We start from the raw sequence: 23640 nt of genomic DNA on the forward strand, positions 1-23640 counted from the left end.
CGCTTCGCGGGCGGCCAGCCTAGCCTCGGCGGCTTGCGTCTGATCCTGCGAGGCCTGCCGCAGCGCTTCGAGCTCCTGCTGCAGCTCCGCTTCGCGGGCGGCCAGCTTCGCTTCCGATGCCTCTGCCTGCTCGCGTCCCGCCTGCCTCACGGCTTCCAGCTCACGCTGAAGCTCCGATTCCCGCGCATCAAGCTGCTCCTGCCACAGCGCCTCGAGCTCGCGCTGTTCCTCGAGCAGTTCCGCTTCGCGGGCGGCCAGCCTAGCCTCGGCGGCTTGCGTCTGATCCTGCGAGGCCTGCCGCAGCGCTTCGAGCTCCTGCTGCAGCTCCGCTTCGCGGGCGGCCAGCTTCGCTTCCGATGCCTCGGACTGCTCCCGGCTGCGCTGTTCCAATGCCGCCAGCTCATGTTGAAGCTCCGCTTCGCGTTCCGCCAGCTGCTCCTGCCACAGCCGATCCAGCTCCTGCTGCTCGGCCTGCAGCTCCTGCTCACGCTCCAGCAGCCTGGCCTCCGCCTCCGCAGCACGCTCACGGCCGGCCTGCTGTACTGCAGCCAGTGCTTCCAGCAGCTCCGCTTCACGCGCCGCAAGTCTGGCTTGTGCCGCCTCCGACTGTTCCTGTCCAGCCTTGGCCAACGCTTCCAACTCGCCTCGCAGCTCCGTCTCCCGTGAAGCCAGCAGGGCTTCTACCGCTCTCACCTGCTCTTGACCCGACTGCCTTGCGGCCTCAAGCTCACGCTGAAGCTCCGACTCACGCACATCATGCTGCTCTTTCCACAGCGCTTCCAGCCCCTGCTGCTCTTCAAGCAGCTCCGCTTCGCGCGCCGCCAGCTTCGCTTCCGCTTCCGCCGCCTGCTCGCGTCCACGCTGCTCCAGCGCCTCCAGCTCGCCCCGCAGCTCTGCTTCGCGCGCCTCCAGCCGTGCCTCCGCTTCCGCCGCCTGCTCGCGTCCACGCTGCTCCAGCACCTCCAGCTCGCCCCGCAGCTCCGCTTCGCGCGCCGCCAGCCGTGCCTCCGCTTCCGCCGCCTGCTCGCGGCTCAGCTGCTCCAGCGCCTCCAGCTCGCCCCGCAGCTCCGCTTCGCGCGCCGCCAGCTTCGCTTCCGCTTCCGCCGCCTGCTCGCGGCTCAGCTGTTCCAGCGCCTCCAGCTCGCCCCGCAGCTCCGTTTCTCGCGCCGCCAGCCGTGCCTCCGCTTCCGCCACTCGCTCGCGTCCCCGCTGTTCCAGCGCCTCCAGCTCGCCCCGCAGCTCCGCTTCGCGCGCCGCCAGCCGTGCCTCCGCTTCTGCCGCCTGCTCACGGCTCAGCTGCTCAAGCAGCTCCAGCTCGCCCCGCAGCTCCGCTTCGCGCTCTGCCAGCCTCGCTTCCGCTTCCGCCACTTGCTCGCGTCCACGCTGTTCCAGCGCCTCCAGCTCGCCCCGCAGCTCCGCTTCGCGCGCCGCCAGCCTCGCTTCCGCTTCCGCCACTTGCTCGCGTCCACGCTGTTCCAGCGCCTCTAGCTCGCCCCGCAGCTCCGCTTCGCGCGCCGCCAGCCGTGCCTCCGCTTCTGCCGCCTGCTCACGGCTCAGCTGCTCGAGCAGCTCCAGCTCACCCCGCAGCTCCTCTTCGCGCGCCGCCAGCCGTGCCTCAGCCTCCGCTGCACGCTCCCGGCCGGCCTGCTGCACTGCAGCCAGCGCTTCCAGCAGCTCCGCCTCTCGCGCCGCCAGCTTCGCTTCCGCTTCCGCCGCCTGCTCACGGCTCAGCTGCTCAAGCAGCTCCAGCTCGCCCCGCAGCTCCGCCTCACGCTCTGCCAGCTGCACCGCAGCTGCTTCCGCTTGCTCTCTGCGGGCCAGCTTCACGCCTTCGAGCTCCTGCTGCAGCTCCGCTTCGCGCTCGGCGAGCCTTGCCGCAGCCGCTTCCGCCTGTTCCCGGCGCGCCTCTTCGAGCGCTTCCAGCTCCAGCTGCAGTTCCAGCTCCCGCTCGGCGAGCTGGCTCTGGGCGGCTGCAGCCTGCTGCAATGCGGTGTCGATCTCCCCGCGCAGCGCTTGCTCCGCTTCGGCCGCTTCCCGCTCCAGCCGTTCCCGCTCCTCTTGGAGCTGCCGCTTCAGTTCGCTCTCGCGGACACCGCTCTGCTCCAGCAGCTCATTGTAGAGAGCCACCTGCAGTTCGACCTCCTGCTGCTGCGCAGACAGCTGCTCCTGCATGGAATCGAGCTGATCGCTCAGCTCCGCATACTGGGCTTCCCGTGCGGTCAAGCGGGCAGCGAGATCCTCCCGCGCCACTTCCGCGGACAGCAGCTCTTCCTCCAGCTCGCTTACACGGGCTTCTTGTGCGGCAAGCTTCCCCCGTACCTCAATCTCCGCTTGAGCCTGCTCCTCCAGCTGCGCTTCCAGTGCCGCAACCCGGTTATGTAGTCCGCTCCGTTCCTCCGCCAGCTCTTCCGAACGCTGCTCCAATCCGCGTGCCGCTGCTTCCAGCTCTTGCACACGCTTACCGAGCCGTTCGGCTTCCGCCGCATCCTGAGCATGAAGGCCCTGCGTCTCACGCAGTTTCTCCAGCGCGTCCGAGAGCTGGCGCTCCAGGTCCCCGGTCAGCTCGAGCTGGCCTGTCAGCCGTTCCCGGCCTTCCGCCAGCTCCGATTCCAGCGCCGCTCTCCGCTCTTGAAGGCTGCCGAGCTGGGAGCGCAGCTCTGACGTCTCCTCCGCTGCGATCTCCTTCTCGAGCTGCAGGTTCTCATGCTCCGCCGTCAGCGAAGAGAGGCGCTCCTGCGAGAGCCCGAGCTCCTCCTGCGCCGCCGTATGCTTCTCGCGAAGCGCAGTAAGCTCCCGCTGGGCGATATCGAGCTGCCGCTGCCGCTCCGCCGCCCCTTCGAGCTCCTGCTGCATGCGTGTCCATTCGTCCGCCATATTGACGGCGGCGAGCACCGCAATCTTCGGCAGATCGAGCCTCGGACTCCCCGTAGCGATCCGCTGCATTTGATCGTTGACGACCTCAACGACTTTTTTTATATATGAAGGCGTAGACCTCGAAACCAGCTTATACTGGGTGCCATAGATGTCGACGGTCATCTTGACTTTCTCTTCACCGCTCACTAAAGTTGCTCCCCTTTCGCACAAAAACAAAAAAATTCTCCGTATCCTAAAACATTCGATACGGAGAATCCCTTTTCCTGCTGTCCCCCTCAACCTTTTGTCGAACTTAAGGGAGGGGTTCCGTAACCCGGATGCCGCGTCCTACTTGCGAAGTTCGGCCCCGAAGGTCTCTTCCAGCGAGGCCACGACACGCGCGTGCAGCTCGCTTACTTCCTCGTCGGTCAGCGTGCGCTCCAGCGTCCGGTAGACGAGGGAAATCGCCACGCTTTTTTTGCTGTCACCCAGTCGTTCGCCCGTGTAAATATCGAACACCTGGATCGACTCGAGCAGCCCGCCGGCCGTCTCCTGCGCCTTGGCGATGAGATCCCCGACCGCCACCGTCCGGTCGACGACGACAGCCGTATCCCGGGAGATTGCAGGGAACCGAGGGAGCGGTTTGTAGGCGAAGGAATCATCCACAAGCTCCACGAGCGTCTCCAGCTCCACTTCCAGCACATAAGTATCGGAGAGATCCTTCTGCTGCTGGAGCTCCGGATGCAGCTGTCCGATCACGCCGACCACTTTACGCTCACCGCTGCGCTGTACCACAATCTCAGCGGTGCGTCCCGGGTGGAAGCCTTGGGGCTGTGCCGGCACAAACTTCGCATCCAGACCCAGGTAAGTGAGCAGGCCTTCAAGCACGCCCTTCAGGTCGTAGAAGTCCACGTTCCCCGGTTTGCCCGTCCAGTGCAGCTCGCTGCGCTTGCCCGTGAGCAGCGCCGCCAGCAGCAGCTTCTCCTGCGGCAGGGAGCTCAGCGAGGCTTCGCCGGTCACGAAGACCCGGCCCATCTCGAAGACGGCCACGTCATCCTGGTTCCGGTTGCGGTTATAGACCGCGACATCCAGCAGGTGGGGAATCAGGCTCGTACGCAGCACGCTGCGGTCCTCGCTCATCGGCATGGCCAGCTTCACCGGCTGAGCGCTGCCATAGGCGCCAGGGTAAGCTGCAATCTGGTCCGGATGCGTGAACGAGTACGTAATCGCCTCATGCAGCCCGCTGCCGGTCAGCAGCGTACGGGTCAGACGGCGGATGATCTGCTCCTTCGTCAAGGCGCCCGGCGTCGTGACGCCGTGCATCAGCGTCGTCGGAATGTTGTCGTAGCCGTGCAGACGCGCGACTTCCTCGATGAGATCGACGGCACGGGTAATGTCGCCCCGGCGGCTCGGCACATGCACGAGCAGTCCGTCCGCCCCCACCGGCTCGGCAGAGAAGTTCAGACGGCCGAAGATCCCTTGCACTTCCTCCACCGACAGCGAAGTGCCCAGATAGCCGTTGATGCGGTCCACCGTCAACTCGATCGTCACCGGCTTGTGCTCCGCTGTACGGGCTTCGACCACGCCCGAAGCCACGGTTCCGCCGGAGAGCTCCGCGATCAGAGCGGCAGCGCGGTGCAGTGCCGGCAGGACTGCTTCGGGGTTCACTTCCTTCTCGAAGCGCAGCGACGCTTCGGAGCGCAGGCCGAGCTGGCGGCTCGTCTTGCGGACCGTGCCCCCGTCGAACTTCGCGGACTCGAGCAGGATGCGCACGGTGCCGTCCGTCACCTCAGAGTTCGCTCCGCCCATCACGCCTGCGATCGCGACCGGCTTCACGCCGTCCGTAATCAGCAGCATATGCGGCTCGAGCGTACGCTCTACCTCATCGAGGGTAACGAGCTTCTCGCCGGCCTTCGCCAGACGGACGTCGATGTGCCCGTTCTCCAGCTTGTCGGCGTCGAAGGCGTGCAGCGGCTGCCCGTACTCCAGCATGACGTAGTTGGTCACGTCGACGATGTTGTTGATCGGGCGCACGCCGGCCGCCATGAGGCGGTTCTGGATCCACAGCGGCGATACGCCGACCTTCACGCCTTCGATCAGCGCAGCGGCATAGTGCGTGCACTGCTCCTTGGCCGTAATCTCGACGGAGATGCGCTCCGCCGCCTGCACGGCGCCCGTACCTGCCTGCTCCGCACCAGGAAGCTTCACTTCGCGTCCCAGAATGGCACCGATCTCGTAAGCCGCACCAAGCATGCTGAGCGCGTCGGAACGGTTCGGCGTCAGATCAAGGTCCATGACCTCATCGGCGATCGCCAGTACATCCAGGATGCTTGCGCCGATCTCCGTGTCCTCCGGAAGCACGAGAATGCCCTCCTGGATTTCCTTCGGCAGCAGCTTGTCGTTCAAGCCAAGCTCCTTCGCCGAGCAGATCATGCCCTGGGACTCGACACCGCGCAGCTTCGCGCGCTTGATCGCCAGTCCGTCCGGAAGCTTCGCGCCCACGACGGCTACTGGCACCTTTTGGCCGGCTGCCACGTTCTTCGCCCCGCAGACGATCTGCAGGTCTTCGCCCTTGCCCACATCCACGATACAGACGCTGAGCTTGTCGGCATCCGGGTGCTTCTCGCGGGACTTGACGTAACCCACGTACACCTCGGTAACTCCTTTGTTGCGATTCTCTACGATATCGACCTCGATGCCGCTGCGGGTGAGTTTCTCCGCGAGCTCTCCGGCCGTAAATCCGCTAACGTCCACATACTGGGACAACCACTGGTAAGATACTTTCATCGCCGTCTCACGCTCCTCTCTTTATAGATGCACGAACTGCTTCAGGAACCGCAGGTCGTTCGTATAGAAATGACGGATGTCTTCAATGTCGTACTTCAGCATCGCTATGCGCTCTACGCCGAGGCCGAATGCAAACCCGCTGTATTCCTCCGGATCGTAGCCGGCCATCTCCAGCACGCGCGGATGCACCATCCCGGAGCCGAGAATCTCGAGCCAGCCCGTCTGCTTGCACACCCGGCACCCTTCGCCGCCGCACATCGCACACGTTACGTCCACTTCGGCGCTAGGCTCCGTGAACGGGAAGAAGCTCGGACGCATACGAATCTGGGTCTGCTTGCCGAACAACTCCTGCACGAACTGCAGCAGGGTGCCCTTCAGGTCGCTCATGCGGATATTCCGGTCGATGACCAGTCCCTCGATCTGCGTGAACATATGCGAATGCGTCGCATCGTCATCGTCGCGCCGGTAGACGCGGCCCGGACAGATGATCTTCACCGGAACTTCGCCCTTCCTCTTCTCCATCGTGCGCACCTGCACCGGAGACGTATGGGTGCGCATCAGAATCTCGTCCGTCACATAGAACGAATCCTGCATGTCGCGCGCCGGGTGGTTCTTCGGCAGGTTCAGCGCCTCGAAGTTGTAGTAGTCCTGCTCCACTTCGGGACCTTCGGCTACCGTATAGCCCATCCCGATGAAAATATCCTCGATCTCCTGGATAACCTTGGAAATCGGATGAGCAGCGCCTTGGGCAGCGGGACGGCCCGGCAGCGACACGTCGATCGTCTCGGCGGCCAGGCGCGCCTGCGTCTCGGCTGCGTTGTACTCCGCCTGCTTCGCTTCGATGACTTCCTCGATTGCTCCGCGCACATCGTTAGCTACCTGCCCGATGACCGGACGCTCCTCCGCGCTGAGCGCGCCCATGCCGCGTAGAATTTCCGTCAGCGGCCCTTTCTTCCCCATATACTTGATGCGCAGTTCGCTGAGCTGCTGGGGATTCTCTACGCCCGCCAGCTCCCGAAGCGCTTCTTCCTTCAACGCCAATAACCGTTCTTTCATCGCATCCTGCCTCCTTCAATTGGTATGTACACCCGCTCCATCAACGCAAAAAAGACCTCTCCATCCCGGAATAAGGGACGAACAAGTCGCGGTACCACCCTTGTTAGAAAGCTCTCCCGGCTCCCGGCCGCGGCACAGGATCCCATAAGAAAGAAGCTTTCTCACTTCATTACAATAACGGTTTAACCGGTTCCTTCTACTTGCCGGTCTGCCCGGCATCGGGCATTGCGGTTTCAAAGGACTGCTCGGGAGCGAACTTCGGCAGCCTGATTCCACGGACCGCGCTCTCAATCTCCGGCGCGGCCTCCCTGTGAGGAAGCACTGCTTACTATTCTCCGTCGCTGCATTTGGACGGTATGGAATTACTGACCATTATATGCAATCCCCGTGAAGGATGCAAGAGCTTGGAGTCCTTGCGGCAGTCCCGTACAAGCCCCGGGAGCATAACGCCTCAAGCTTTCGCCCGTCTGCGGGACCGCCAAGCTTCGAAGCCGAGGGTCAGCAGGGCGCCGATCGCGGCGAGTCCCATATCCTTTTCGCTGTCGAAGACGTCCCCCTGTATGCCGACATACTCCTGCCCCGCCCCCTGGCCGATCAGAGCCACCACCATCTCAATCTCCTCGAAGAGGGAGCTCAGCGCCATGATGATCGCTGCCGGCACGGCGTAGGACCACCAGGCCCTCTGCCCGCTGCGGCGGACATAGAACTCTCTGGCGGGAATCACCAGAAGGAAGCCGAACAGGAAGTGGACGATCCGGTCAAAATAACTCCGCGGCGTCGGATAAAGCTCCTTGAGCCAGACGTCAAACGGTGTCGCCTGATAGGTATAATGAGCAGCATACGTATGCAGACAAAGGAACACGAACATAGCGAAGTAAGAGCCGTCCGAGAAACGGAACCGCCTGCAGGAGAATAGAAGCAGGGGAACGACGAGCACGACGAGCACATTCTCGAACATCCATATCGTACGGTCCTTCGGGTGCCAGGCCATCCAGGCCCAGTATACGGCGTAGACGGCAAGCATTAGCAGCGGCCGGGCAGGCGAAGCGGTCATAGCAATCCCCTTTCTGAAAAACCAAGGATGAACTTGGAAGGTATGCCTTAGTATGGTCCGCTTGGCAGAAGACATGCATGAGGTCCGCCGGCGTGAGGAATCCGTCCGCTGCCGATGGCGCAATAAAAGGCTCCCCGCTCTCTCACAGGAGAACGGGAAGCCTGCCGCCGATCCGGCTTCGTGAAAGTAAGCCAAGCCAGAGTTTACTTCATCGGCTCGGGAGCAGCCGGTGACATCACATACACGCCGGTTCCCTCCGCATCCAGCCCCAGCACGGAAGCTTGGCTGTGCAGCTTGGCAAACGGGGCCGAGGTGCGTCCCGTATCCGCGTCATAAGTCTTCAGCTCGTAATGGGATTGGATCTGATCTGCCGTCCCCGTCTCGACCCCCTCCGCAAAAACCAGCTGGTGCGTTCCCGGAATCCAATGCCCTGCCCTATTCATAGGCGGCGCCCACACCTTCTTGCCATCCCGGTCAAAGATCTCTCCGGTGGTGTAGAACCGCAGCCTGCCGTCCGTGCTCTCCTTGTAATCCGAGCTGTAACTATCATGGACCGGAGGCGGCTGCCACCGCGTCACTTTGCCCGTGCTCCAGCTGTACCGGTACGGGATCTCCGCGAACGTCTCCGCCTCCCTCAGGGCCATCCGCACTTCGGTGCCATCGTCGCGGAACACGACCGGTATTTTGACTTCATCGCTGACCTGGCTGCGATCAACCCTGCCCTTCAGTACGCCGGGCAGCCGCTTCGGGGTATTCTTCACGATGTCATACACGACCAGATCCAGGTTCTCTTCCTGTTCCTTCGCCGCACTCACCGCGAGGAGGACCTTCGTGCGGTCCTTGCTCCAGCCGCTGCCGTGCACATACCCGCCAACTTGAATCCGCTTCGCCTCCGAGGAGCCCGGCAGCTCTCCCGCCGCCGCGTCCGCGCCGAAGAAGAGTCCCCGCGGGTCCGCATACAGATCCCCCGGCCCCTGGTAGCTCGCCATCAGGGGGAAGGACACATCGGTCATGACGCCCTGCTCGAGATCATAAAGGGAGTAGTGCTTCGCAAACGTGGCGTCACAGTTGCAGTAGCCCGCCGTCTTCGTAGCGATGGCGTAGCGGGAGCCGGACTCCAGCGGCTGGAGGGAATAGGGCTCCGCGAGTTCACCGGTCCGTACCGCCGCCGCGCCGCTGACCGGTACCCTCCAGACCTCGTAAGGGCGCTCCAGCACGGTCTTGAAGACCGGCAGCTCCCGCAGCTCGCGGTCGGCCGCCGTCTTGGCCCCGTTCGCGTCCACGTGGTAGGCGTAGACGGGATAATCCCCCGGCTGCCCGGATAGCACCTGCACCTCGAGCCCCAGCGCCCGGTCGCTCTGCCAGCGGTAGGCGAGCTGTACCTTCACTGGCTCCCCCGGGATCGTTCCGGGCTCCGTACCAGACGGCTCGGCATGCTCCCGGAGCGCCGCTTCGACGGAAGCGCGATCCATCGCTTCCGGGAACGTCAGCGTGAACGTCTGCGTCCGCGGCGAGACCAGCGTCCGGATCGGGGCTTGCAGGCGCGGATCGGCGTTCAGCCGAATGGAGAAGACCGGCTCCTGCAGATGTTCCCCGGCGGGTCCGGCCCCGGATTCCGGCATGACCGGAGCACCAGTTGCGGGCGGCTGCGGGGCAGCCGGCGGCAGGCCTCCCGGCGCCTCGGTTCTCCCTGCCGTCCCTGCAGCCAGCATCAGACACAACGCGGCGATCGCAATCAATTGGGTCATATGGATTCAATTCCCCCGTCTCCCCGGTATCGGTTCGTTACCCTCTTAGACGGAAGGACGCTCCAGAAAGTTACAGGGCGCCGGAGCCCAGAAGCCAGTGACTCTTTCCCATGACGCCCCACCTCTACTCTTCACCCCTGGGCATCATATGGGATTGTACGATGCTTACCTCCCCGAAGATCGCGCCTGAACCATGATAAACGGCTTCGCCATCCTTTAAGGACGATGCGCGTTTATGAGATATATAGCAAAAAGCGGCTCCCGCCCACTGGCGAAAACCGCTTTTCCCTATCCATCCTACTCCGCCGGAGGCGTAAACGAACGCTGGGCAAACTCGGCATCGAGCATGAAGAACGCGTTGCTGTCCTTGTCGATGCGCTTCAGTTTGTTGATGATGGAGTCGAAGAGCGCTTCCTCTTCCACCTGTTCGTCGATGAACCACTTCAGGAAGTTGATCGTGGCATGCTCCCGCTGGTCCATGGCCAGATCGGAGAGATGGTAGAACTTCTTCGTTACGATCTGCTCGTGGTTGTAGCCGTGCTCGAACGCGTCCAGAATCGACTCGTACTCGTTATTCGGGTCTTCCATCCCCGCGACGGTGACGCGCTTGCCGCGGTCGTTGAGGAATTTGTAGATCTTCATGGCGTGGAACCGCTCTTCTTCCGCCTGCACGATGAAGAAATTCGCGAATCCGTCCAGACTCTCCCCGGAACAGTATCCCGCCATAGCCAGGTATACCTGCGCCGAGTAGAACTCATAGTTCATCTGGTCATTGAGCGCTTGGCTTAATGTTTCATTCATTGCCGCCACACCTTCCCTCTCCTGATTGTTCAGCTGATCGCCTTCTCCAGCTTCTTCTGCAGTGCCTCGGCCGAAGAAGCCGAGACGAGCTTCTTCGACTTACCCACAACGGCAAAACACGCCTGGGAGCACAGCTTGCAATGTCCGAGACAGCCCCGCTTCTTCTGCTTCAGCCCGTGGTGTTCCTCTTTCAAGGCGCGGTAAACGCCCTTCGTCCCCTGCTTGAAGTTTCTGCAGCAATATCTGATCTTCTTCACTATGCTGTGCCCCGCTTTCCCGATATCGTGACATTTTCTCAATGATAATCGTTCTCATCACCATTGTCAATGCCCTTTTGGGGTCCATTCGCGGGGAGCGCGGCCGCCCCTCTTCTTGAGCGGCCCTCCGTGCATCCCAAGGCGCGCCGCCGGATTACTTAAGTATACCGCTGTACCCGTCCGTTGACAAAAAGGCTGCCCGGCGCCTTTTCTACCATGCTATGATTTAGCATAAGATGACATTTCATACGGAGGGATCATGTTATGGATCTGGACCGCCTTTACCGTACGTACCGGCCCTTGCTCTTCACCACCGCCTACCGGATGCTTGGATCCGCCGCCGAAGCCGAGGATGCGGTGCATGACCTCTTCGCCGCCCTCGGCACCTCAGGGGCGGATGGAGAAAGCCTGCGCAGCGAGCAGGCCTACCTGCTCAAGCTGCTGACCAACCGCTGCCTGAATGTGCTGAAGTCCGCCCGGCGCCGCCGGGAGACGTATCCTGGACCCTGGCTGCCGGAGCCCCTGTTCGAAGCTGTCGCCGCCGGGGATCCGCTCCGGCACGTCCTCGACCAAGAGGCGTTCACCTACGCGTTCCTCGTGCTGCTCGAGGAGCTCTCCCCGCCGGAGCGGACGGTCTTCGTGCTGCGTGAGACGCTGGATCTCGGCTACGGCGAGCTGGCTGAGCTGACCGGGCGCACGGAGAGCGGTTGCCGCCAGCTCTACAGCCGGGCGCGGCGCAAGCTCGAAGCGGCGGCGGAGCTCTCCGGGCCGTCGCAGGCCTCCCCGCAGGCGGAAGCGCTAGCGACGGCGTTCCTCGGCGCAGCGGCGACCGGGCGCTACGACACGCTGCTCGGTCTGCTCTCCGAAGATGCCGTGCTGGTGAGTGACGGCGGCGGCAAGGTACGCGCCGCCTTCCTCCCGATCCTCGGCGCAGGCCGGGTCCGTGCCTTCTTCGAAGGCATCGCCCGCAAGGGCTCGCTCGCCGGGGAGTTCATACCGGCCCGTCTGTCCGGTCAGCCCGGCCTGCTCCTGCTGCAGGAAGGCAGGGTCCGCTTCGCCTTCACGGTAGTGCCGGATGCCGGAGGCAGCGGGATCCGGCGGATCTACATGATCAGTAATCCCGACAAGCTCGCGGGCGCAGCCGTCATCGGCAGGGAACCGGACACCGGGCCGTCTGCAGTACTCTTTCCTTAGGCGATGATTACCCGCTTTGGGAGGCTCCTTATCACTTTTTTGCGGAGTTTCGGGAGCTTCTGTCACAAATTCGGTCTCTATATTGTCTTCTTTAGTGTAAACCCAAAACCGGCGGGCCCGCAGGAGCTTGCCGGCACCGAAATGGAGGAGACGATTCATAATGGAACTCAGAATGAACCACACGACAGTCAATCCGGAGGCTATGCAGACCATGCTGAAGCTGGAAGGCTTCATCACCCGCAGCGGCCTGGACCGCACGCTCTACGAACTGGTGAAGATCCGCGCCTCGCAGATGAACGGATGCGCCTACTGTCTTGATATGCATACACGGGAGCTCCGCAGCATGGGCGAGAGCGAGCAGCGGGTGCATCTGATCCCAGTCTGGCGGGAGGTGCCGTTCTTCACCGACAAAGAGCGGGTCGTGCTCGAGCTGACCGAGGCGCTCGTGCGCATCGGCGATGCCGGAGTGCCCCAGGAGCTGTACGAACGCGTAAGGAAGCATGTGGACGAAGCCGAGTTCGTAACGCTTATTATGGCGGTGAATACGATCTCCGGCTGGAACCGCCTTGCCATTGCCACAGGAATGGTACCCGAAGCCCAGCCTGTTGAATAGCTATATCCCGTGTGCGCGCGCCCGAAGCCGCATCCCCTGTGGGGTGGGGCTTCGGGGTGTTTGGTTACGGCTGCTTGGCGCCGCTGGGCGAGAGGACAGGAATCCCCCCCTCCCTTGTTCCGGTACGGATACCCGGCGGCCGGGTTCCCCTAGGGCATAAGCAAGCGGCCGGACCTTCTCTTGACTGTTAAGAGAGGGACCCGGCCGCTTTCGCTTACTCACTGCAGATGTATGTTATTCGCTGGTTCCTGATCTTGCTTCTCGGCGTAGAAAGCATACCGGTTCGCTCCCGATTCCTTCGCCTTGAACATGGCCAAATGGGCGTTGTTCATAAGCTCGATGGCGTCGGCCGTGTCCTCCGGGTAGAGCGAGATGCCCATGCTTCCCGTCAGCGTGATCTCGCCGCCGGCCACAGCGTGCGGTTCATGAATGCAGTTCATGCATTCCGAAGCCGTGCGGGCCGCATCCTCCGCATCCCTCACCCGGTAGAGCATCAGCAGGAACTCATCCCCGCCCGTTCGGCATACCTTGCCCTTCTCGCCCACGCATTCCTGCAGCCGGTCCGCCGTATTCTTCAGCACAAGGTCTCCTGCTGCGCGTCCGTAAGTCTCATTCACGGCCCGGAAGCCGTTCAGGTTGACATGAATCATCGCCAGCCGGCCCCGGTCCCGGTCGGAGAAGCGGATCGCCTGCTCGAGCAGCTCCTTGAACAGCCGGCGGTTGGCCGTACCGGTGAGCGTATCTTCCAGCGCCATGCTCGCCAGCTGCTCTTCGAGCTCCTTGCGCCCGCCAATGTCCCTGGAGACCGCAAGTACCGAGTGGCTGCCATCCGGCTCCTGCAGGAGGCTCGCCTGGGTCTCTACCCACACGTAGGAGCCGTCCGCACGCGAATAGCGGAACTCCACGGTCTGCTGCTCCCCGGTCGTCAGCAGCCGCCCGAACTTGTTCTGTACGAGGTAGAGATCCTCTTCGTGCACAAGACGGAAGCAGTTCGTCCCCTCGAATTCTTCCCTCGGGAATCCAAGCACATGCAGGTAAGAAGGAGAGGCGTATCTCACCAAGCCTGTTAAGTCCAGCAGGGCGATCATATCCTTCATATTCTCGGCGATGAGCCTGTAATTCGTCTCGGCGGCGGAGACCGCCGCTTCCAGACGGTACAGTTCCGTAACGTCCCGGTATATTCCCGAGAGGGCGATAAGATCGCCCGACTCGTCGCGTACCGGCGAATAGGTGATCGACAGCTCCATCACCTTTCCCTGCTTGTTCACCCGGCGGCTCTTGTAATTCTGGTAGGTGCGGCCTTCCTGCAGGGTGTGGAACACCCGCTCCTGTTCTTCCCGGATCTCGGGATCGTTCGGCAGGAACATCAGGTCGGTCACATGGACACCCAGGATCTCGTCTCTGGTCCAACCGAAGATGTCCGTGAAGGCGGTGTTGCACTCTATAAGAACACCCGAATAGTCGCAAATCAGTACGGCATCCGGTATGCTTCGGATAAAAGCCTGCAGCAGGCTGTGCGCTGCTTCGGAATCCTTCTGATCCCCGTGATCGGCCGTGTAATCCAATGTTGTCTGGTCCTCCTCTAGACTTCCGTCTACGTTCCGACCATCATCATATCACAATTGGATGTACATGGAGAATGCTTTCTTACGGACTGACACGGCTTGCCGGCGGGAGCATGTAAGAAACACCGTCCGGCAGCCCGGACGGTCCTTTCGCGTGCTTGTCCAAACATTTATACGTGGGGAGGGATGGGTGCGGGGTTCCAGCCGGTGTTAAAGTCCTGTGGACATGAATTTATTTTCTAGCGGTAGTCACATGACTGTAAAGGCGGTCGCTTCGCTCTTCCACCCCATACAATGCGCGTTAATAAGAAAAAGAAGATGACCGAATCGAGCCCTGGTGAGATATAGATGCTTAGATTTCGATTTCAAAGGCCTCGAAAACCTCAAAAAACCGTTTGCGGGCTATTCCGCAAACGGTTCTCTTGCCGGTACCGGCGCTTGCGGGGCATAAACCGCACAGCGCTGCAGCCAGCGCTCCACAAGCCCGGGCTGCGAGCCGAAGTGAAGGTGGGTGTAACCGGCCACAACGCTGTGGAGCAGCCCGCCCTCCGGCTTCGTCCCCCGCAGGCCCGAGGTCTCGTAGGCCGGCGGAAGCGGGGCACCGCCCTCCGGAAGCTCATAGGCCGAGTAGTGGAACTCATGTCCCCGGGCGGTCAGCCCGCCCTCGAACAGGAAGTTCCCTTCGGCCCCTTTCACCTCGCGCAGGCCGAGGGCGGCCAGCTTGCGCTGCATGGTGACGCGCCCGGGCACCAGGCCCAGCATCGGATGGGTCTGGCCATCCGTGCCGGTGATGCTCTCGGTCAGGTACATGTAGCCGCCGCACTCCGCCAGCGTCGGAAGACCCTGCCTTATGGCGTGGCGGATGGACTCCGCGGTGCGGGTCTGCCTGGAGAGCCGCTCCGCGAACTCCTCCGGGAAGCCGCCCCCGAGGTACAGCCCCTGGGCCCCCTCGGGCAGAGGCTCGCCCGCCAAGGGAGAGAAGTACGCAAGCTCCGCCCCGTGCAGCCCCAGGAGCTCCAGGTTCTCGGGATAGTAGAAATGGAACGCGGCGTCGTGCGCCACGGCCAACTTCACAGGGTAGGTCTTCGCAGGAGGCGCGAAGAGGCGCGGCTCTTCCTCCGGCAGCGGCTTGCTCCCGGCGGCCAGCTCAAGCAGCCGCTCGAGCCCTACGTTCGCCTCCATGCGGTCCGCAAGCAGCCCGAAGAATGCGTTCAGATCGCCGCGCTCGATCGACGGCACGAGGCCGAGGTGCCGCTCCGGCAGCGCGAGCTCTTCCTGGCGCGTCATATAGCCGATGACCGGCACGCCGCACTCCGCCTCTACCGCATCCTTCACGATGCGGTAGTGCCCCTCGCTGCCGACCTTGTTCGCGAAGACGGCCGCGATCCGCACCCGCGGATCAAGCAGCTGGAAGCCCTTCACGATGGCGGCGCAGGAGCGCGCCATGCTCTGGCAGTTCACGACGAGCAGCACCGGCACGCCGAGCTCGAGCGAGATCTCGGCCGTGCTGCCCCGGTTCGAGGTCGCTTCCTTGCCGTCATAGAAGCCCATGACGCCCTCGATGATCGAGATGTCGGCGTCCGCGCTGGCCCTTTGGTAAATCTCCCGGACGCCCTCCGGAGAGAGCATCCAGGAATCGAGGTTGCGTGAGGCGCGTCCAGTGACGGCCCGGTGGTACGTCGGGTCGATGTAATCCGGGCCGCACTTGAAGCCCTGCACGCGCAGTCCCCTGCGCTGCAGCGCCGCCATCAGCCCGATCGTGACGGTCGTCTTGCCGGCCCCGCTGCCGGTGCCGGCGATGATGAGGCCCGGATGTCCCTTGGCGCTCATGACCGGCCTCCTGCTGCCATGCCTCCGCTGATCGAGACAGGTGCCGGAGCGGCAGCAGTTTCGTTCATGCCGGAAGTCTGTTCCGCCGCTTGCACTTCCGGGAAGGAAAGCAAGCCAACGGAGATCGTGACGTTGCCGCTTTTTTTCTTGGTGAGGACGAGATGGTTCTCGCCTGTATACCGCTTCACTGCAGGCTCGCTGACGCCGTACGCGCCCGTGAACTTGAACACCGTCTCGGACGGCGCCTCGATCTCCATCTCGTTAAGCTCCGCCGGCGTATAGCACTCGAGCGGCCAGCCGTACTTGCCGCAGACGGCGAGCAGGCCTTCCTCGTCCTTCTTGAGATCGATCGTGCACACGGCCTTCACGCTGCGGATCGAGAAGCGGAGCTCCCCAAGCGTCTCCGCGATGACCGCTTCGATCTCCTCCGCCGGCGTCCCGCGGTTGCAACCGATGCCTAGCACGATGACCTTCGGACGGTAGAGCACCCCGTTCGCCAGGATGGCCTCCTCGTGCGGCGCAAGCTCCCGGTGGGTGACGACGAGCGCCCCATGGGGCGGCTCCTGCAGGGCCGCTCCGATTGTATCGTAGACATGGATGTTCGGCGGCAGCGGCGTGTCGAGATGCCACCAGTTCCGCTCGCCGGACTCCTGCACGACGGCGACGCGCTCTTCGTTCACGACGGAGGCGCTCACCGGCGTCAGCTTGTCGGCGGACTCCCAGACCCAGCCGAAGCGGCGGCCGAACAGGTCGACCGCGATCGTTTTCTGCACGTCGGACGCGGTGGTTATGATGGCGCGGGCATCCAGGGCCGCCGCCACCTCGCGGGTCAGTTCGTTCGCGCCGCCAAGATGGCCCGACAGCACGGAGATGACATTCTCTCCCCTGTCGTCGATGACGACGATGCCCGGGTCCTTCTTCTTATCCTGGAGCAGCGGGGCGATCATCCGCACCACCGCACCAAGCGAGATAATGGAGATGATGCCGTGATATGCCGGGAACAGCGCCGGATACAGCATCCGCACGCTGCCGGAGAACAGCCGGATACCGCGCTCCGCTTCGTCTCCCCGGGCGAACTTGGACATATAATACACGTCCGCCGCCGGGAAGGCGTCCTGCAGCCTGCGGGCCAGCTCCACCCCGTGCTTCGTGATCGCCAGCACCGCGTAATTCCGCTTCGGCTGCAGCACGGGAAGAACGCCTTCCTGCAGCTCGATGATGCCAGGATCCCCGGAGACGGCCGAGGAGGCTGTATTGGAGTTTGCGGCCGGAATAGAGGATTCCGGCCGCTTCGCTTCGTCCGCCATCTTACGCCTTCACTCCCTTGCGATAGCCGTGCGTGAAGGTCTTGTCGTAGAGCTTCGACCGGTACTCGTCCTTCTCATGGATGTTCGGATCCAGCGCCCAGCCCGCCAGAATCATCGCATGGGAGCGGATGCCGTTCACGCGCATGTCCTCATCCAGCTTCTCGAGCGTCGTCCGCACGATGAGCTGGTCGGGCCAGGTCGCGCGCTGCACGACCGCCACCGGCGTCTGCAGGCTCCAGCCCGCTTCGGTCAGCTCGCGCACGACCTTCTTCGTCAGCGTCGCGCTGAGGAAGAGCGCCAGCGTGCTGTGGTGCGACGCCAGCTCCTTGAGCTGCTCGCGCTCCGGCACCGGCGTGCGGCCTTCCGCACGGGTGAGGATCAGCGTCTGCGTCAGGTCGGGGATCGTCAATTCGGCGCCGACGGCCGCTGCCGCAGCGAAGACCGAGGATACACCGGGAATCACTTCGATGCCAACCCCTTCCCGCTTCAGCAGGGCCGCCTGCTCCATGATCGCCCCGAATACGGACGGATCGCCGGTATGCACGCGCACGACCTTTTTGCCCGCCTTCACCCGGTCCACCATCACTTCCACCATCTCTTCGAGGCTCATGCCTGCGCTCTGCAGCACTTCGGCCTCCGGCTTCGCCCGCGCGATCAGTTCTTCGCTGACGAGGGAGTCCGTGTAGAGCACGACGTCCGCTTCTTGGAGCAGCCGCAGGCCTTTCACCGTAATGAGATCGGGGTCGCCGGGACCCGCACCGATAATCTGGATCTTGAGGTTCTCGCTGTTCAGTCCGCTCATTTTCTCACCACCATTAGAGTTAAATACTCGAGCTCGCGCCCGGCCAGTTCCCGTACATTGCGCCATACCTGTTCCTCCGACGATGTCACCTTCGTGATCACCGACGCCTTGTCCGTCAGTCCGAGGTCGCCGAGCACCTGCAGCATCAGGTCGATGACCTTCGCCACCTTGATGAACACGACGCAGTCGTGGGTCTCGAGTACGCGACGCATCTCGTCGTAATTCTCCGTAGCCGGGATGACCGCGAACTGCTCGTCGCCGTCCGCCAGCGGCAGGTTCAGCCTCGAAGCTGCTCCGAGCACGGATGAAATACCCGGCACCGAGACACACGTCACCTCCGGATGCTTCTCCTGCATGAGGCGCATGAGGTGGATGTACGTGCTGTAGAGCATCGGATCGCCCTCGGTGACGAAAGCGACGTTACGCCCTTCGCTGAGATGCCCCCACACGGTATCGACCGTTTTGTTCCACTGGAGCTCCAGCGCCTGACGGTCCCGTGTCATCGGGAAGATCAGCGGAAGCATGATTTTCTCATCCGTATCGACGTACAGCTCCGTGATCTGCAGTGCATAGCTCTTCGCGCCGGATTTCTTGCGCGGATAAGCGATGACCGGCGACTCCTTCAGCAGGCGGAACGCCTTCACCGTAATGAGCTCCGGGTCCCCCGGCCCTACTCCCAGTCCATATAACGTGCCGAGCTTACTCATCGTTCTTCTTCCTCTCTTTCCTGCCTGCACCTGCTGCCGGGGCTTCATCGCCCTCCTGTGCAGCAGCGCTGCCCCGCTTCGCGGTAATGATCCAGATCGGGTTCAACGCTTCGAACCGCGTCATATCCAGAATCGGCTTGCTCCGGCTGAGCTGGGCGAGCGTAATATCCGTCTCGAAGCCCTCCTCGCCGAACGCCTTCGTCGCTGCCGCCAGATTCTCGATCGTCGCCGCATTGAGCACGATCCGCCCGCCGGGCTTCAGCCTTGAGCAGCAGAGCGCCAGCAGCTCCCGCAACTCGCCTCCGCTGCCGCCGATGAACACCGCATCCGGGTCCGGGAAGCCGTCCAGCCCCTGTGGCGCCTTGGCATGGACTGCCGTAATGTCCGTGCGGAATTTGCGCGCGTTCTGGTGGAAGTTCTCGAGGTCGCCCTCGTTCTTCTCCACGGCGTACACGGCTCCGTCACGCGCAATCCGCGCCGCCTCGATCGCCACCGAGCCCGTGCAGGTGCCAATGTCCCACACGATGCTGTCCCGCTTCAGGCCAAGGTTCGCTATCGAGAGGATGCGGACCTCCTTCTTCGTGATGAGCCCCTTATCCGGCTTGCGCTGCGCGAATTCCGCATCGTCGATGCCGAGCGGCCAAGCGGGAGGCGCTTCAGCGTCTTCCCGCCGGCGCAGCACGACCACGTTCAGCGGGGAGAACGCATCATCCGACGTCTCCGCCAGCACGTCCAGCCCATACCAGCCTGTGCGCTCACCCGGTCCGCCCAGATTCTCTCCGACGAACACGCGGTATTCCGTCATGCCGAAGCTCAGTAGGTACCTCGCGATTGCCCCCGGCGTGTTCTTCTCGTCGGTGAGCAGCGCCACCTTGACGCAGCCGTCGATCCGCTGGGCCAAGCCCTTCATGCTGCGGCCGTGGACGCTTGTGATCACAGCGTCCTGCCAGCTCTCGCCCATCCGGGCGAACGCCAGCTGCACGGACGACACCTGCGGCAGCACTTCTACCCGTCCGGACAGCTTGCCCGCCAGGTAGCCGCCGATGCCGTAGAACAGCGGGTCGCCCGATGCGAGGACGACCGTGGGCCGCTCCTCCGCACGCAGTTTCTCGACCAGCTCGCTGAGCCCTCCCTTGAGCACAATCCGCTCTGCCGGATGCCCCTCGAAGAACGCCAGCTGCCGTTCTCCGCCGATAAGCACCTCACTGCTTCGAATGCGCTCGGCATAGAGCGACGGCAGACCTGCCGCCCCGTCGTCCCCGATGCCGATCACGGTAATTCGCTTATTCTCACTGCCTTGTTCCCCGTTCATTGCGCCTTCGCACACCCTCTCTACCCAATACCTGCTTAGGCTGCCGGATTCACGCTTCGCCCCACTTCAGGCCCTGCCTCCCGAGCAGCTTCGCTTTCATGGAGATGATGACCGTCTCGACCTCGAGGTCCATCTCCCGCTGCGGTTCCTTGCCCGCCGCTTCCTTCAAGCCTTCCCTGCAGCAGTACGTACTCATGATGTCAAAAAAGGCGCTGCAGCCCATCCCGTCCATGAGATCGCCGACCTGCGCCGCCGTATTCGCCCCGCGAATCTCCTCCAGCGTTTCTTCGGAAGCACCGGCCTCCTCGGCCATCCGGGCGAGGAAGCCGAAGTCGACCGGCGCGCTCTTGGAGTGTACCATCATGACGCCCTGTGCTACCTTCGAGAACTTGCCCATCATACCGACGAGGGTCACCTTGCGGATCCCCTGCCTCGCGCACTGCTGGATCGCGAATCCCACGAAGTCGCCCATCTCCACGAACGCCTCCTCGGGAAGCTCCGGATACAGGTCCATGCCGAACTTCTCGGTCCGCCCTCCGGTGGACAGGATGACGTGGGTACAGCCGCTCTTGACGGCTACCCGGATCGCCTGCGCCACGCTGGCCTTGTACGCTGCTGTGGAAAAAGGCACTACGATCCCCCGGGTACCAAGGATCGAGATGCCGCCGATGATCCCAAGCCGGCCGTTCAGCGTCTTCTTGGCGATCTCCTCGCCGTCCGGCACGGAGACAACCACCCGCACCCCCCGGTGAATGAGCTCGTACCGGTTCAACACCCCCGTGACGGCCTCGCGGATCATCTTGCGCGGGACGGGATTGATCGCCGCCTCGCCCACCTCGACCGGCAGTCCGGGCTTCGTCACCCGGCCTACGCCGACGCCGCCGTCGAGCTCAATGCCCGGCTCATCGCGCCAGCTCACCTCGACGATGATGCGGGCGCCATGCGTCGCATCCGGGTCGTCGCCGCCGTCCTTGATAACCTCGGCCGACGCGCGCTCCGCCGAGAAGGAGCAGGCGACGATCTCGAAGGTGACCTCTTGCCCGATGGGCAGCCGGATGGCCGAGTGCGTCTGCCCCTCCTGCACGATCAGCGCTTCGAGCGCCGCCTGGGCTGCTGCCGCCGCATTCGCGCCGGTCGTATAGCCATGGCGCAGCGGCTTCTCTTCCTTGCCGTCCTTCAGCGCTTCCGCCATGGCCTCTTACCCCATCTGCTCCGCGAGCAGCGAGATCGCGTTGACCGTCGCTACCGCTACAGGCGATCCTCCCTTGCGCCCGATATTCGTGATGAACGGAATGTCGAGCTTCAGGAGCTCGTCCTTCGACTCTTCCGCCGACACGAACCCGACCGGCACGCCGACGATCAGGCCCGGCTTCGCTTCGCCTTCCTTCACCATGCGGATCAGCTCGAGCAGCGCCGTCGGCGCGTTGCCGATGGCATAGATCGCGCCTTCCGCTTCGCGCACTGCTTTGCGGATGGAGATGATCGCCCGTGTCGTGTTCAGGCGCTTCGCTTCCTGCATGACGTCCGGATCCGAGATATAGACGCGCACGTCGCCGCCGAACTTCTCGATACGCGGCTTCGAAATGCCCGACTGTACCATCTGCACGTCGGCAATGACCGGCCGTCCGCTGCGGATCGCCTGGATGCCAGCCTGGATCGCATCCGGGTGGAACCTCAGGCTGCGTCCGAGCTCGAAGTCGGCCGATGCGTGAATGACACGCTGTACGACCTTGAACTGCTCGTCCGAGTAGTCATGCGGCCCGAGCTCCTCGGTAATCATTTTGAACGAAATCTCCTCAATCTCCTGCGGCTGAACGCTCAGCGGCTTGAACTCCGTACGAAAATCCATTAATCCCGCACCTCCTGTAATAGTTCCATTGCGGACAGCTCGGCCGTCACGCCTTCAAAATCCGAATGGGTCACCCCGTACTCCAGCTGCGGGCGCCCGATGACTATCGTGTCGATGTCGAGCTCGAGGGCGGCGGACAGCTTCTCCTCCACTGCACCGACCTGCCCGCTTTCCTTCGTGATGATCGTCGTGACGCCGTAGTGCTTGTACATCGCCTGGTTCAGCTCCTTGCCGAACGGCCCCTGCATCGCGATGATGTGCTTCTGCGGCAGCCCGAGCGCCTCGCACTTCTCCATGTTGTCCTTGCGGGGCAGCATCCGGGCGACCAGGGTCGTATCCGGCTGCCCCAGCAGCTTCTCAGTGAAAATCTGCAGCGTCTTGCTGCCCGTCGTGAGCAGGATCGTGCCCCGCTTCTCGGCGGCAAGATTCGCCGCCTGCTCGTAGTCGTCGACGAAGTGGAGCTTCGGGTGGGCCGCATACTGGCCCCGCTCCCGTTCGTAGCGGACGTACGACACGCCGGCGCCTTCTGCTGCCGCCATCGCGTTGCGCGACGCCTCCTCCGCGAACGGATGGGAAGCGTCGACGACGGCGCGGAATCCGCGGTCAGCGATCAGCCCGCGGAGCTGCTCAGCGTTCAAGCGCCCGGTCTGCACTGGCAGGCCGGCCTCCTCCAGCGAGGCGGCTGCGCTCTCGGTCACGACGGTGCAGAGCAGCGGGTAGCCCGCCGCCTGGATGCGCAGCGCCAGCTCTCTGGCGTCGCTGGTTCCGGCGAGGACGAGGATCATACCGGCACCCCTTTTCCCGCCTCCGGGGCAGGCCTCGTGCTGCCCTCATGTGCATGACCGTGGTTGTGATCGTGCGCGTGATCTCCGTCCCCATGCGCATGGACGTGGTCGTGGTCATGATCGTGCCCATGGTCGTGGCTGTGATCATGCGCATGTACATGCCCATGGTCGTGATCATGATCGTGGTCATGATGATGGTGGTCGTGCCCATGCTCATGATCGTGATGATGATGATCCGCGTGCTTGAGCGCTTCCGTGCGGTATTGGCACATATCGCAGTTGGCCTTGGCCTCACCGACCAGCGCCTCCTCGGCACGGTCACGCAGAATCTCGCGCAGCATCGGGTGGAACCCGAAGTAGTCGGCGAGCACGAAGCTATGTTCCGGATACTTCAGCGCAAACTCGGCCGTCATGGCTTCCATCCGCTTGATGAGCACCCCTGTGAACAGGAAGTAAGGCAGCACGATGACCCGTTTGGCGCCCAGTCGGATGCATCGCTCCACGCCTTCTTCCGCAAGCGGAGCCGTGACCCCGATGAACGCCGTCTCCACATACTTGAACTTCAGGCGCTCCCACAACAGGCGGGAGACTTTGAACAGGTCGCTGTTCGCATCGGCGTCGCTGCTGCCCCGTCCGATGATAAGCACCGCCGTATCGTCATACTCCAGCGAGGTGTCAAAGCCCGCATCCTGAATACGGGAGGCCAGGATATCGAGCGCCAGCTCGTGCACCCCGATCGGCCGTCCGTAATCGAACTGGACACCCGGATACTGCAGCCGGGCCGCATCGATCGCTGCCGGAATATGCAGCTTCGCATGCCCTGCCGCAAACAATGTAATGGGCACGACGGCAATCTGAGTGGCTCCCCGCTCGACGCACGTGGCTATCCCTTTGCGGATCGACGGCGCCTCAAACTCGAGAAAGCACGTCTCTACAATCGGCACGGTCAGACTTCCCGTCAAGGAGTCTACCATCACCCGGACCTCCTGGTTTCCTTCCGCATCCCGGCTGCCGTGTCCTACGAACAATATCGCTTTCAATACGTCACCCTCCTTATACCCATGGTTATATGATTGCAATGGTATTCCTTATGTCCCCGCCGGCCCGCAGGAAGCAGCCA

The 23640-nt window shown here is 63.0% G+C and carries 19 protein-coding genes and 1 other annotated feature; of the genes, 2 read left to right on the forward strand and 17 right to left on the reverse strand.

What is annotated here, in order from left to right; all coding sequences use genetic code 11:
• From O9H32_RS29715 to O9H32_RS29745, 7 genes are all read right to left on the reverse strand, one after another.
• The coding region (locus O9H32_RS29715) for a hypothetical protein (RefSeq protein ID WP_269869734.1) at positions 1 to 3060 on the reverse strand (3060 nt) is incomplete at its 3' end.
• A 141-nt stretch (positions 3061 to 3201) separates the two neighbouring features.
• Positions 3202 to 5640: a phenylalanine--tRNA ligase subunit beta gene (pheT, locus tag O9H32_RS29720; protein ID WP_269869735.1), complete on the reverse strand. Its 2439-nt coding sequence runs from the start codon at positions 5638 to 5640 to the stop codon at positions 3202 to 3204.
• Between the two features lie 21 nt (positions 5641 to 5661).
• Positions 5662 to 6696: a phenylalanine--tRNA ligase subunit alpha gene (pheS, locus tag O9H32_RS29725; RefSeq protein WP_269869736.1), complete on the reverse strand. Its 1035-nt coding sequence runs from the start codon at positions 6694 to 6696 to the stop codon at positions 5662 to 5664.
• Positions 6697 to 6766: 70 nt separating this feature from the next.
• Positions 6767 to 7047: a binding site (T-box leader), on the reverse strand.
• A gap of 100 nt (positions 7048 to 7147) precedes the next feature.
• Complete coding sequence (locus O9H32_RS29730) at positions 7148 to 7750, reverse strand: DUF2238 domain-containing protein (RefSeq protein WP_269869737.1); 603 nt, start codon at positions 7748 to 7750, stop codon at positions 7148 to 7150.
• Positions 7751 to 7953: 203 nt separating this feature from the next.
• Entirely contained in the window at positions 7954 to 9498 is a 1545-nt protein-coding gene (locus O9H32_RS29735; RefSeq protein WP_269869738.1) for a hypothetical protein, read from the reverse strand.
• Positions 9499 to 9795: 297 nt separating this feature from the next.
• Positions 9796 to 10299 carry a ferritin gene (locus O9H32_RS29740; RefSeq protein ID WP_269869739.1) on the reverse strand — a complete coding sequence of 168 codons (504 nt, stop codon included), beginning with the start codon at positions 10297 to 10299 and terminating at the stop codon, positions 9796 to 9798.
• Positions 10300 to 10328: 29 nt separating this feature from the next.
• Complete coding sequence (locus tag O9H32_RS29745; RefSeq protein WP_269869740.1) at positions 10329 to 10556, reverse strand: DUF1450 domain-containing protein; 228 nt, start codon at positions 10554 to 10556, stop codon at positions 10329 to 10331.
• Positions 10557 to 10820: 264 nt separating this feature from the next.
• Here O9H32_RS29745 and O9H32_RS29750 point away from each other — a divergent pair, with 264 nt between their 5' ends.
• Both O9H32_RS29750 and O9H32_RS29755 read left to right on the forward strand, forming a co-directional pair.
• A complete protein-coding gene (locus O9H32_RS29750) occupies positions 10821 to 11750 on the forward strand; it encodes a sigma-70 family RNA polymerase sigma factor (protein WP_269869741.1) in 930 nt (309 codons plus the stop codon).
• A gap of 160 nt (positions 11751 to 11910) precedes the next feature.
• On the forward strand, positions 11911 to 12363 hold the full coding sequence (locus O9H32_RS29755; protein WP_269869742.1) for a carboxymuconolactone decarboxylase family protein: 453 nt from the start codon (positions 11911 to 11913) through the stop codon (positions 12361 to 12363).
• A gap of 218 nt (positions 12364 to 12581) precedes the next feature.
• Here O9H32_RS29755 and O9H32_RS29760 read toward each other — a convergent pair whose 3' ends face one another.
• The 10 genes from O9H32_RS29760 to O9H32_RS29805 form a co-directional block, all read right to left on the reverse strand.
• Complete coding sequence (locus O9H32_RS29760) at positions 12582 to 13928, reverse strand: PAS domain S-box protein (RefSeq protein ID WP_269869743.1); 1347 nt, start codon at positions 13926 to 13928, stop codon at positions 12582 to 12584.
• Between the two features lie 402 nt (positions 13929 to 14330).
• Entirely contained in the window at positions 14331 to 15758 is a 1428-nt protein-coding gene (locus O9H32_RS29765) for a cobyrinate a,c-diamide synthase (protein WP_269869744.1), read from the reverse strand.
• Positions 15755 to 17065, reverse strand: a complete 1311-nt coding sequence (locus O9H32_RS29770; RefSeq protein WP_269869745.1) for a cobalt-precorrin 5A hydrolase — start codon at positions 17063 to 17065, stop codon at positions 15755 to 15757. Before O9H32_RS29770 ends, O9H32_RS29765 begins: the two co-directional genes overlap by 4 nt.
• 1 nt (position 17066) lies before the next feature.
• Entirely contained in the window at positions 17067 to 17867 is an 801-nt protein-coding gene (cobM, locus tag O9H32_RS29775; RefSeq protein WP_269869746.1) for a precorrin-4 C(11)-methyltransferase, read from the reverse strand.
• Positions 17864 to 18574 carry a precorrin-2 C(20)-methyltransferase gene (gene cobI / locus O9H32_RS29780; protein WP_269869747.1) on the reverse strand — a complete coding sequence of 237 codons (711 nt, stop codon included), beginning with the start codon at positions 18572 to 18574 and terminating at the stop codon, positions 17864 to 17866. The genes cobM and cobI overlap by 4 nt, the downstream gene beginning before the upstream one ends.
• On the reverse strand, positions 18567 to 19886 hold the full coding sequence (gene cbiE / locus O9H32_RS29785; protein WP_269869748.1) for a precorrin-6y C5,15-methyltransferase (decarboxylating) subunit CbiE: 1320 nt from the start codon (positions 19884 to 19886) through the stop codon (positions 18567 to 18569). The genes cobI and cbiE overlap by 8 nt, the downstream gene beginning before the upstream one ends.
• A 49-nt stretch (positions 19887 to 19935) precedes the next feature.
• Entirely contained in the window at positions 19936 to 21078 is a 1143-nt protein-coding gene (locus tag O9H32_RS29790; RefSeq protein ID WP_269869749.1) for a cobalt-precorrin-5B (C(1))-methyltransferase, read from the reverse strand.
• Positions 21079 to 21084: 6 nt separating this feature from the next.
• Complete coding sequence (locus O9H32_RS29795) at positions 21085 to 21735, reverse strand: precorrin-8X methylmutase (protein ID WP_269869750.1); 651 nt, start codon at positions 21733 to 21735, stop codon at positions 21085 to 21087.
• Entirely contained in the window at positions 21735 to 22520 is a 786-nt protein-coding gene (gene cobK / locus O9H32_RS29800) for a precorrin-6A reductase (RefSeq protein ID WP_269869751.1), read from the reverse strand. Before cobK ends, O9H32_RS29795 begins: the two co-directional genes overlap by 1 nt.
• Positions 22517 to 23560, reverse strand: coding sequence for a sirohydrochlorin chelatase (locus O9H32_RS29805; protein ID WP_269869752.1), 1044 nt, complete (start codon positions 23558 to 23560; stop codon positions 22517 to 22519). The genes cobK and O9H32_RS29805 overlap by 4 nt, the downstream gene beginning before the upstream one ends.
• Between the last annotated feature and the right edge of the window lie 80 nt (positions 23561 to 23640).

The sequence above is a fragment of the Paenibacillus caseinilyticus genome, from assembly GCF_027533645.1.
Lineage (GTDB): Bacteria > Bacillota > Bacilli > Paenibacillales > NBRC-103111 > Paenibacillus_G > Paenibacillus_G caseinilyticus.

What these genes read in the sequence shown, in the direction of transcription:
- pheT (WP_269869735.1), bottom strand. Translation starts at nt 5,640, where the DNA reads ATGAAAGTATCTTACCAGTGGTTGTCCCAGTATGTGGACGTTAGCGGA.
- pheS (WP_269869736.1), bottom strand. Translation starts at nt 6,696, where the DNA reads ATGAAAGAACGGTTATTGGCGTTGAAGGAAGAAGCGCTTCGGGAGCTG.
- O9H32_RS29730 (WP_269869737.1), bottom strand. Translation starts at nt 7,750, where the DNA reads ATGACCGCTTCGCCTGCCCGGCCGCTGCTAATGCTTGCCGTCTACGCC.
- O9H32_RS29735 (WP_269869738.1), bottom strand. Translation starts at nt 9,498, where the DNA reads ATGACCCAATTGATTGCGATCGCCGCGTTGTGTCTGATGCTGGCTGCA.
- O9H32_RS29740 (WP_269869739.1), bottom strand. Translation starts at nt 10,299, where the DNA reads ATGAATGAAACATTAAGCCAAGCGCTCAATGACCAGATGAACTATGAG.
- O9H32_RS29750 (WP_269869741.1), top strand. Translation starts at nt 10,821, where the DNA reads ATGGATCTGGACCGCCTTTACCGTACGTACCGGCCCTTGCTCTTCACC.
- O9H32_RS29755 (WP_269869742.1), top strand. Translation starts at nt 11,911, where the DNA reads ATGGAACTCAGAATGAACCACACGACAGTCAATCCGGAGGCTATGCAG.
- O9H32_RS29765 (WP_269869744.1), bottom strand. Translation starts at nt 15,758, where the DNA reads ATGAGCGCCAAGGGACATCCGGGCCTCATCATCGCCGGCACCGGCAGC.
- O9H32_RS29770 (WP_269869745.1), bottom strand. Translation starts at nt 17,065, where the DNA reads ATGGCGGACGAAGCGAAGCGGCCGGAATCCTCTATTCCGGCCGCAAAC.
- cobM (WP_269869746.1), bottom strand. Translation starts at nt 17,867, where the DNA reads ATGAGCGGACTGAACAGCGAGAACCTCAAGATCCAGATTATCGGTGCG.
- cobI (WP_269869747.1), bottom strand. Translation starts at nt 18,574, where the DNA reads ATGAGTAAGCTCGGCACGTTATATGGACTGGGAGTAGGGCCGGGGGAC.
- cbiE (WP_269869748.1), bottom strand. Translation starts at nt 19,886, where the DNA reads ATGAACGGGGAACAAGGCAGTGAGAATAAGCGAATTACCGTGATCGGC.
- O9H32_RS29790 (WP_269869749.1), bottom strand. Translation starts at nt 21,078, where the DNA reads ATGGCGGAAGCGCTGAAGGACGGCAAGGAAGAGAAGCCGCTGCGCCAT.
- O9H32_RS29795 (WP_269869750.1), bottom strand. Translation starts at nt 21,735, where the DNA reads ATGGATTTTCGTACGGAGTTCAAGCCGCTGAGCGTTCAGCCGCAGGAG.
- cobK (WP_269869751.1), bottom strand. Translation starts at nt 22,520, where the DNA reads ATGATCCTCGTCCTCGCCGGAACCAGCGACGCCAGAGAGCTGGCGCTG.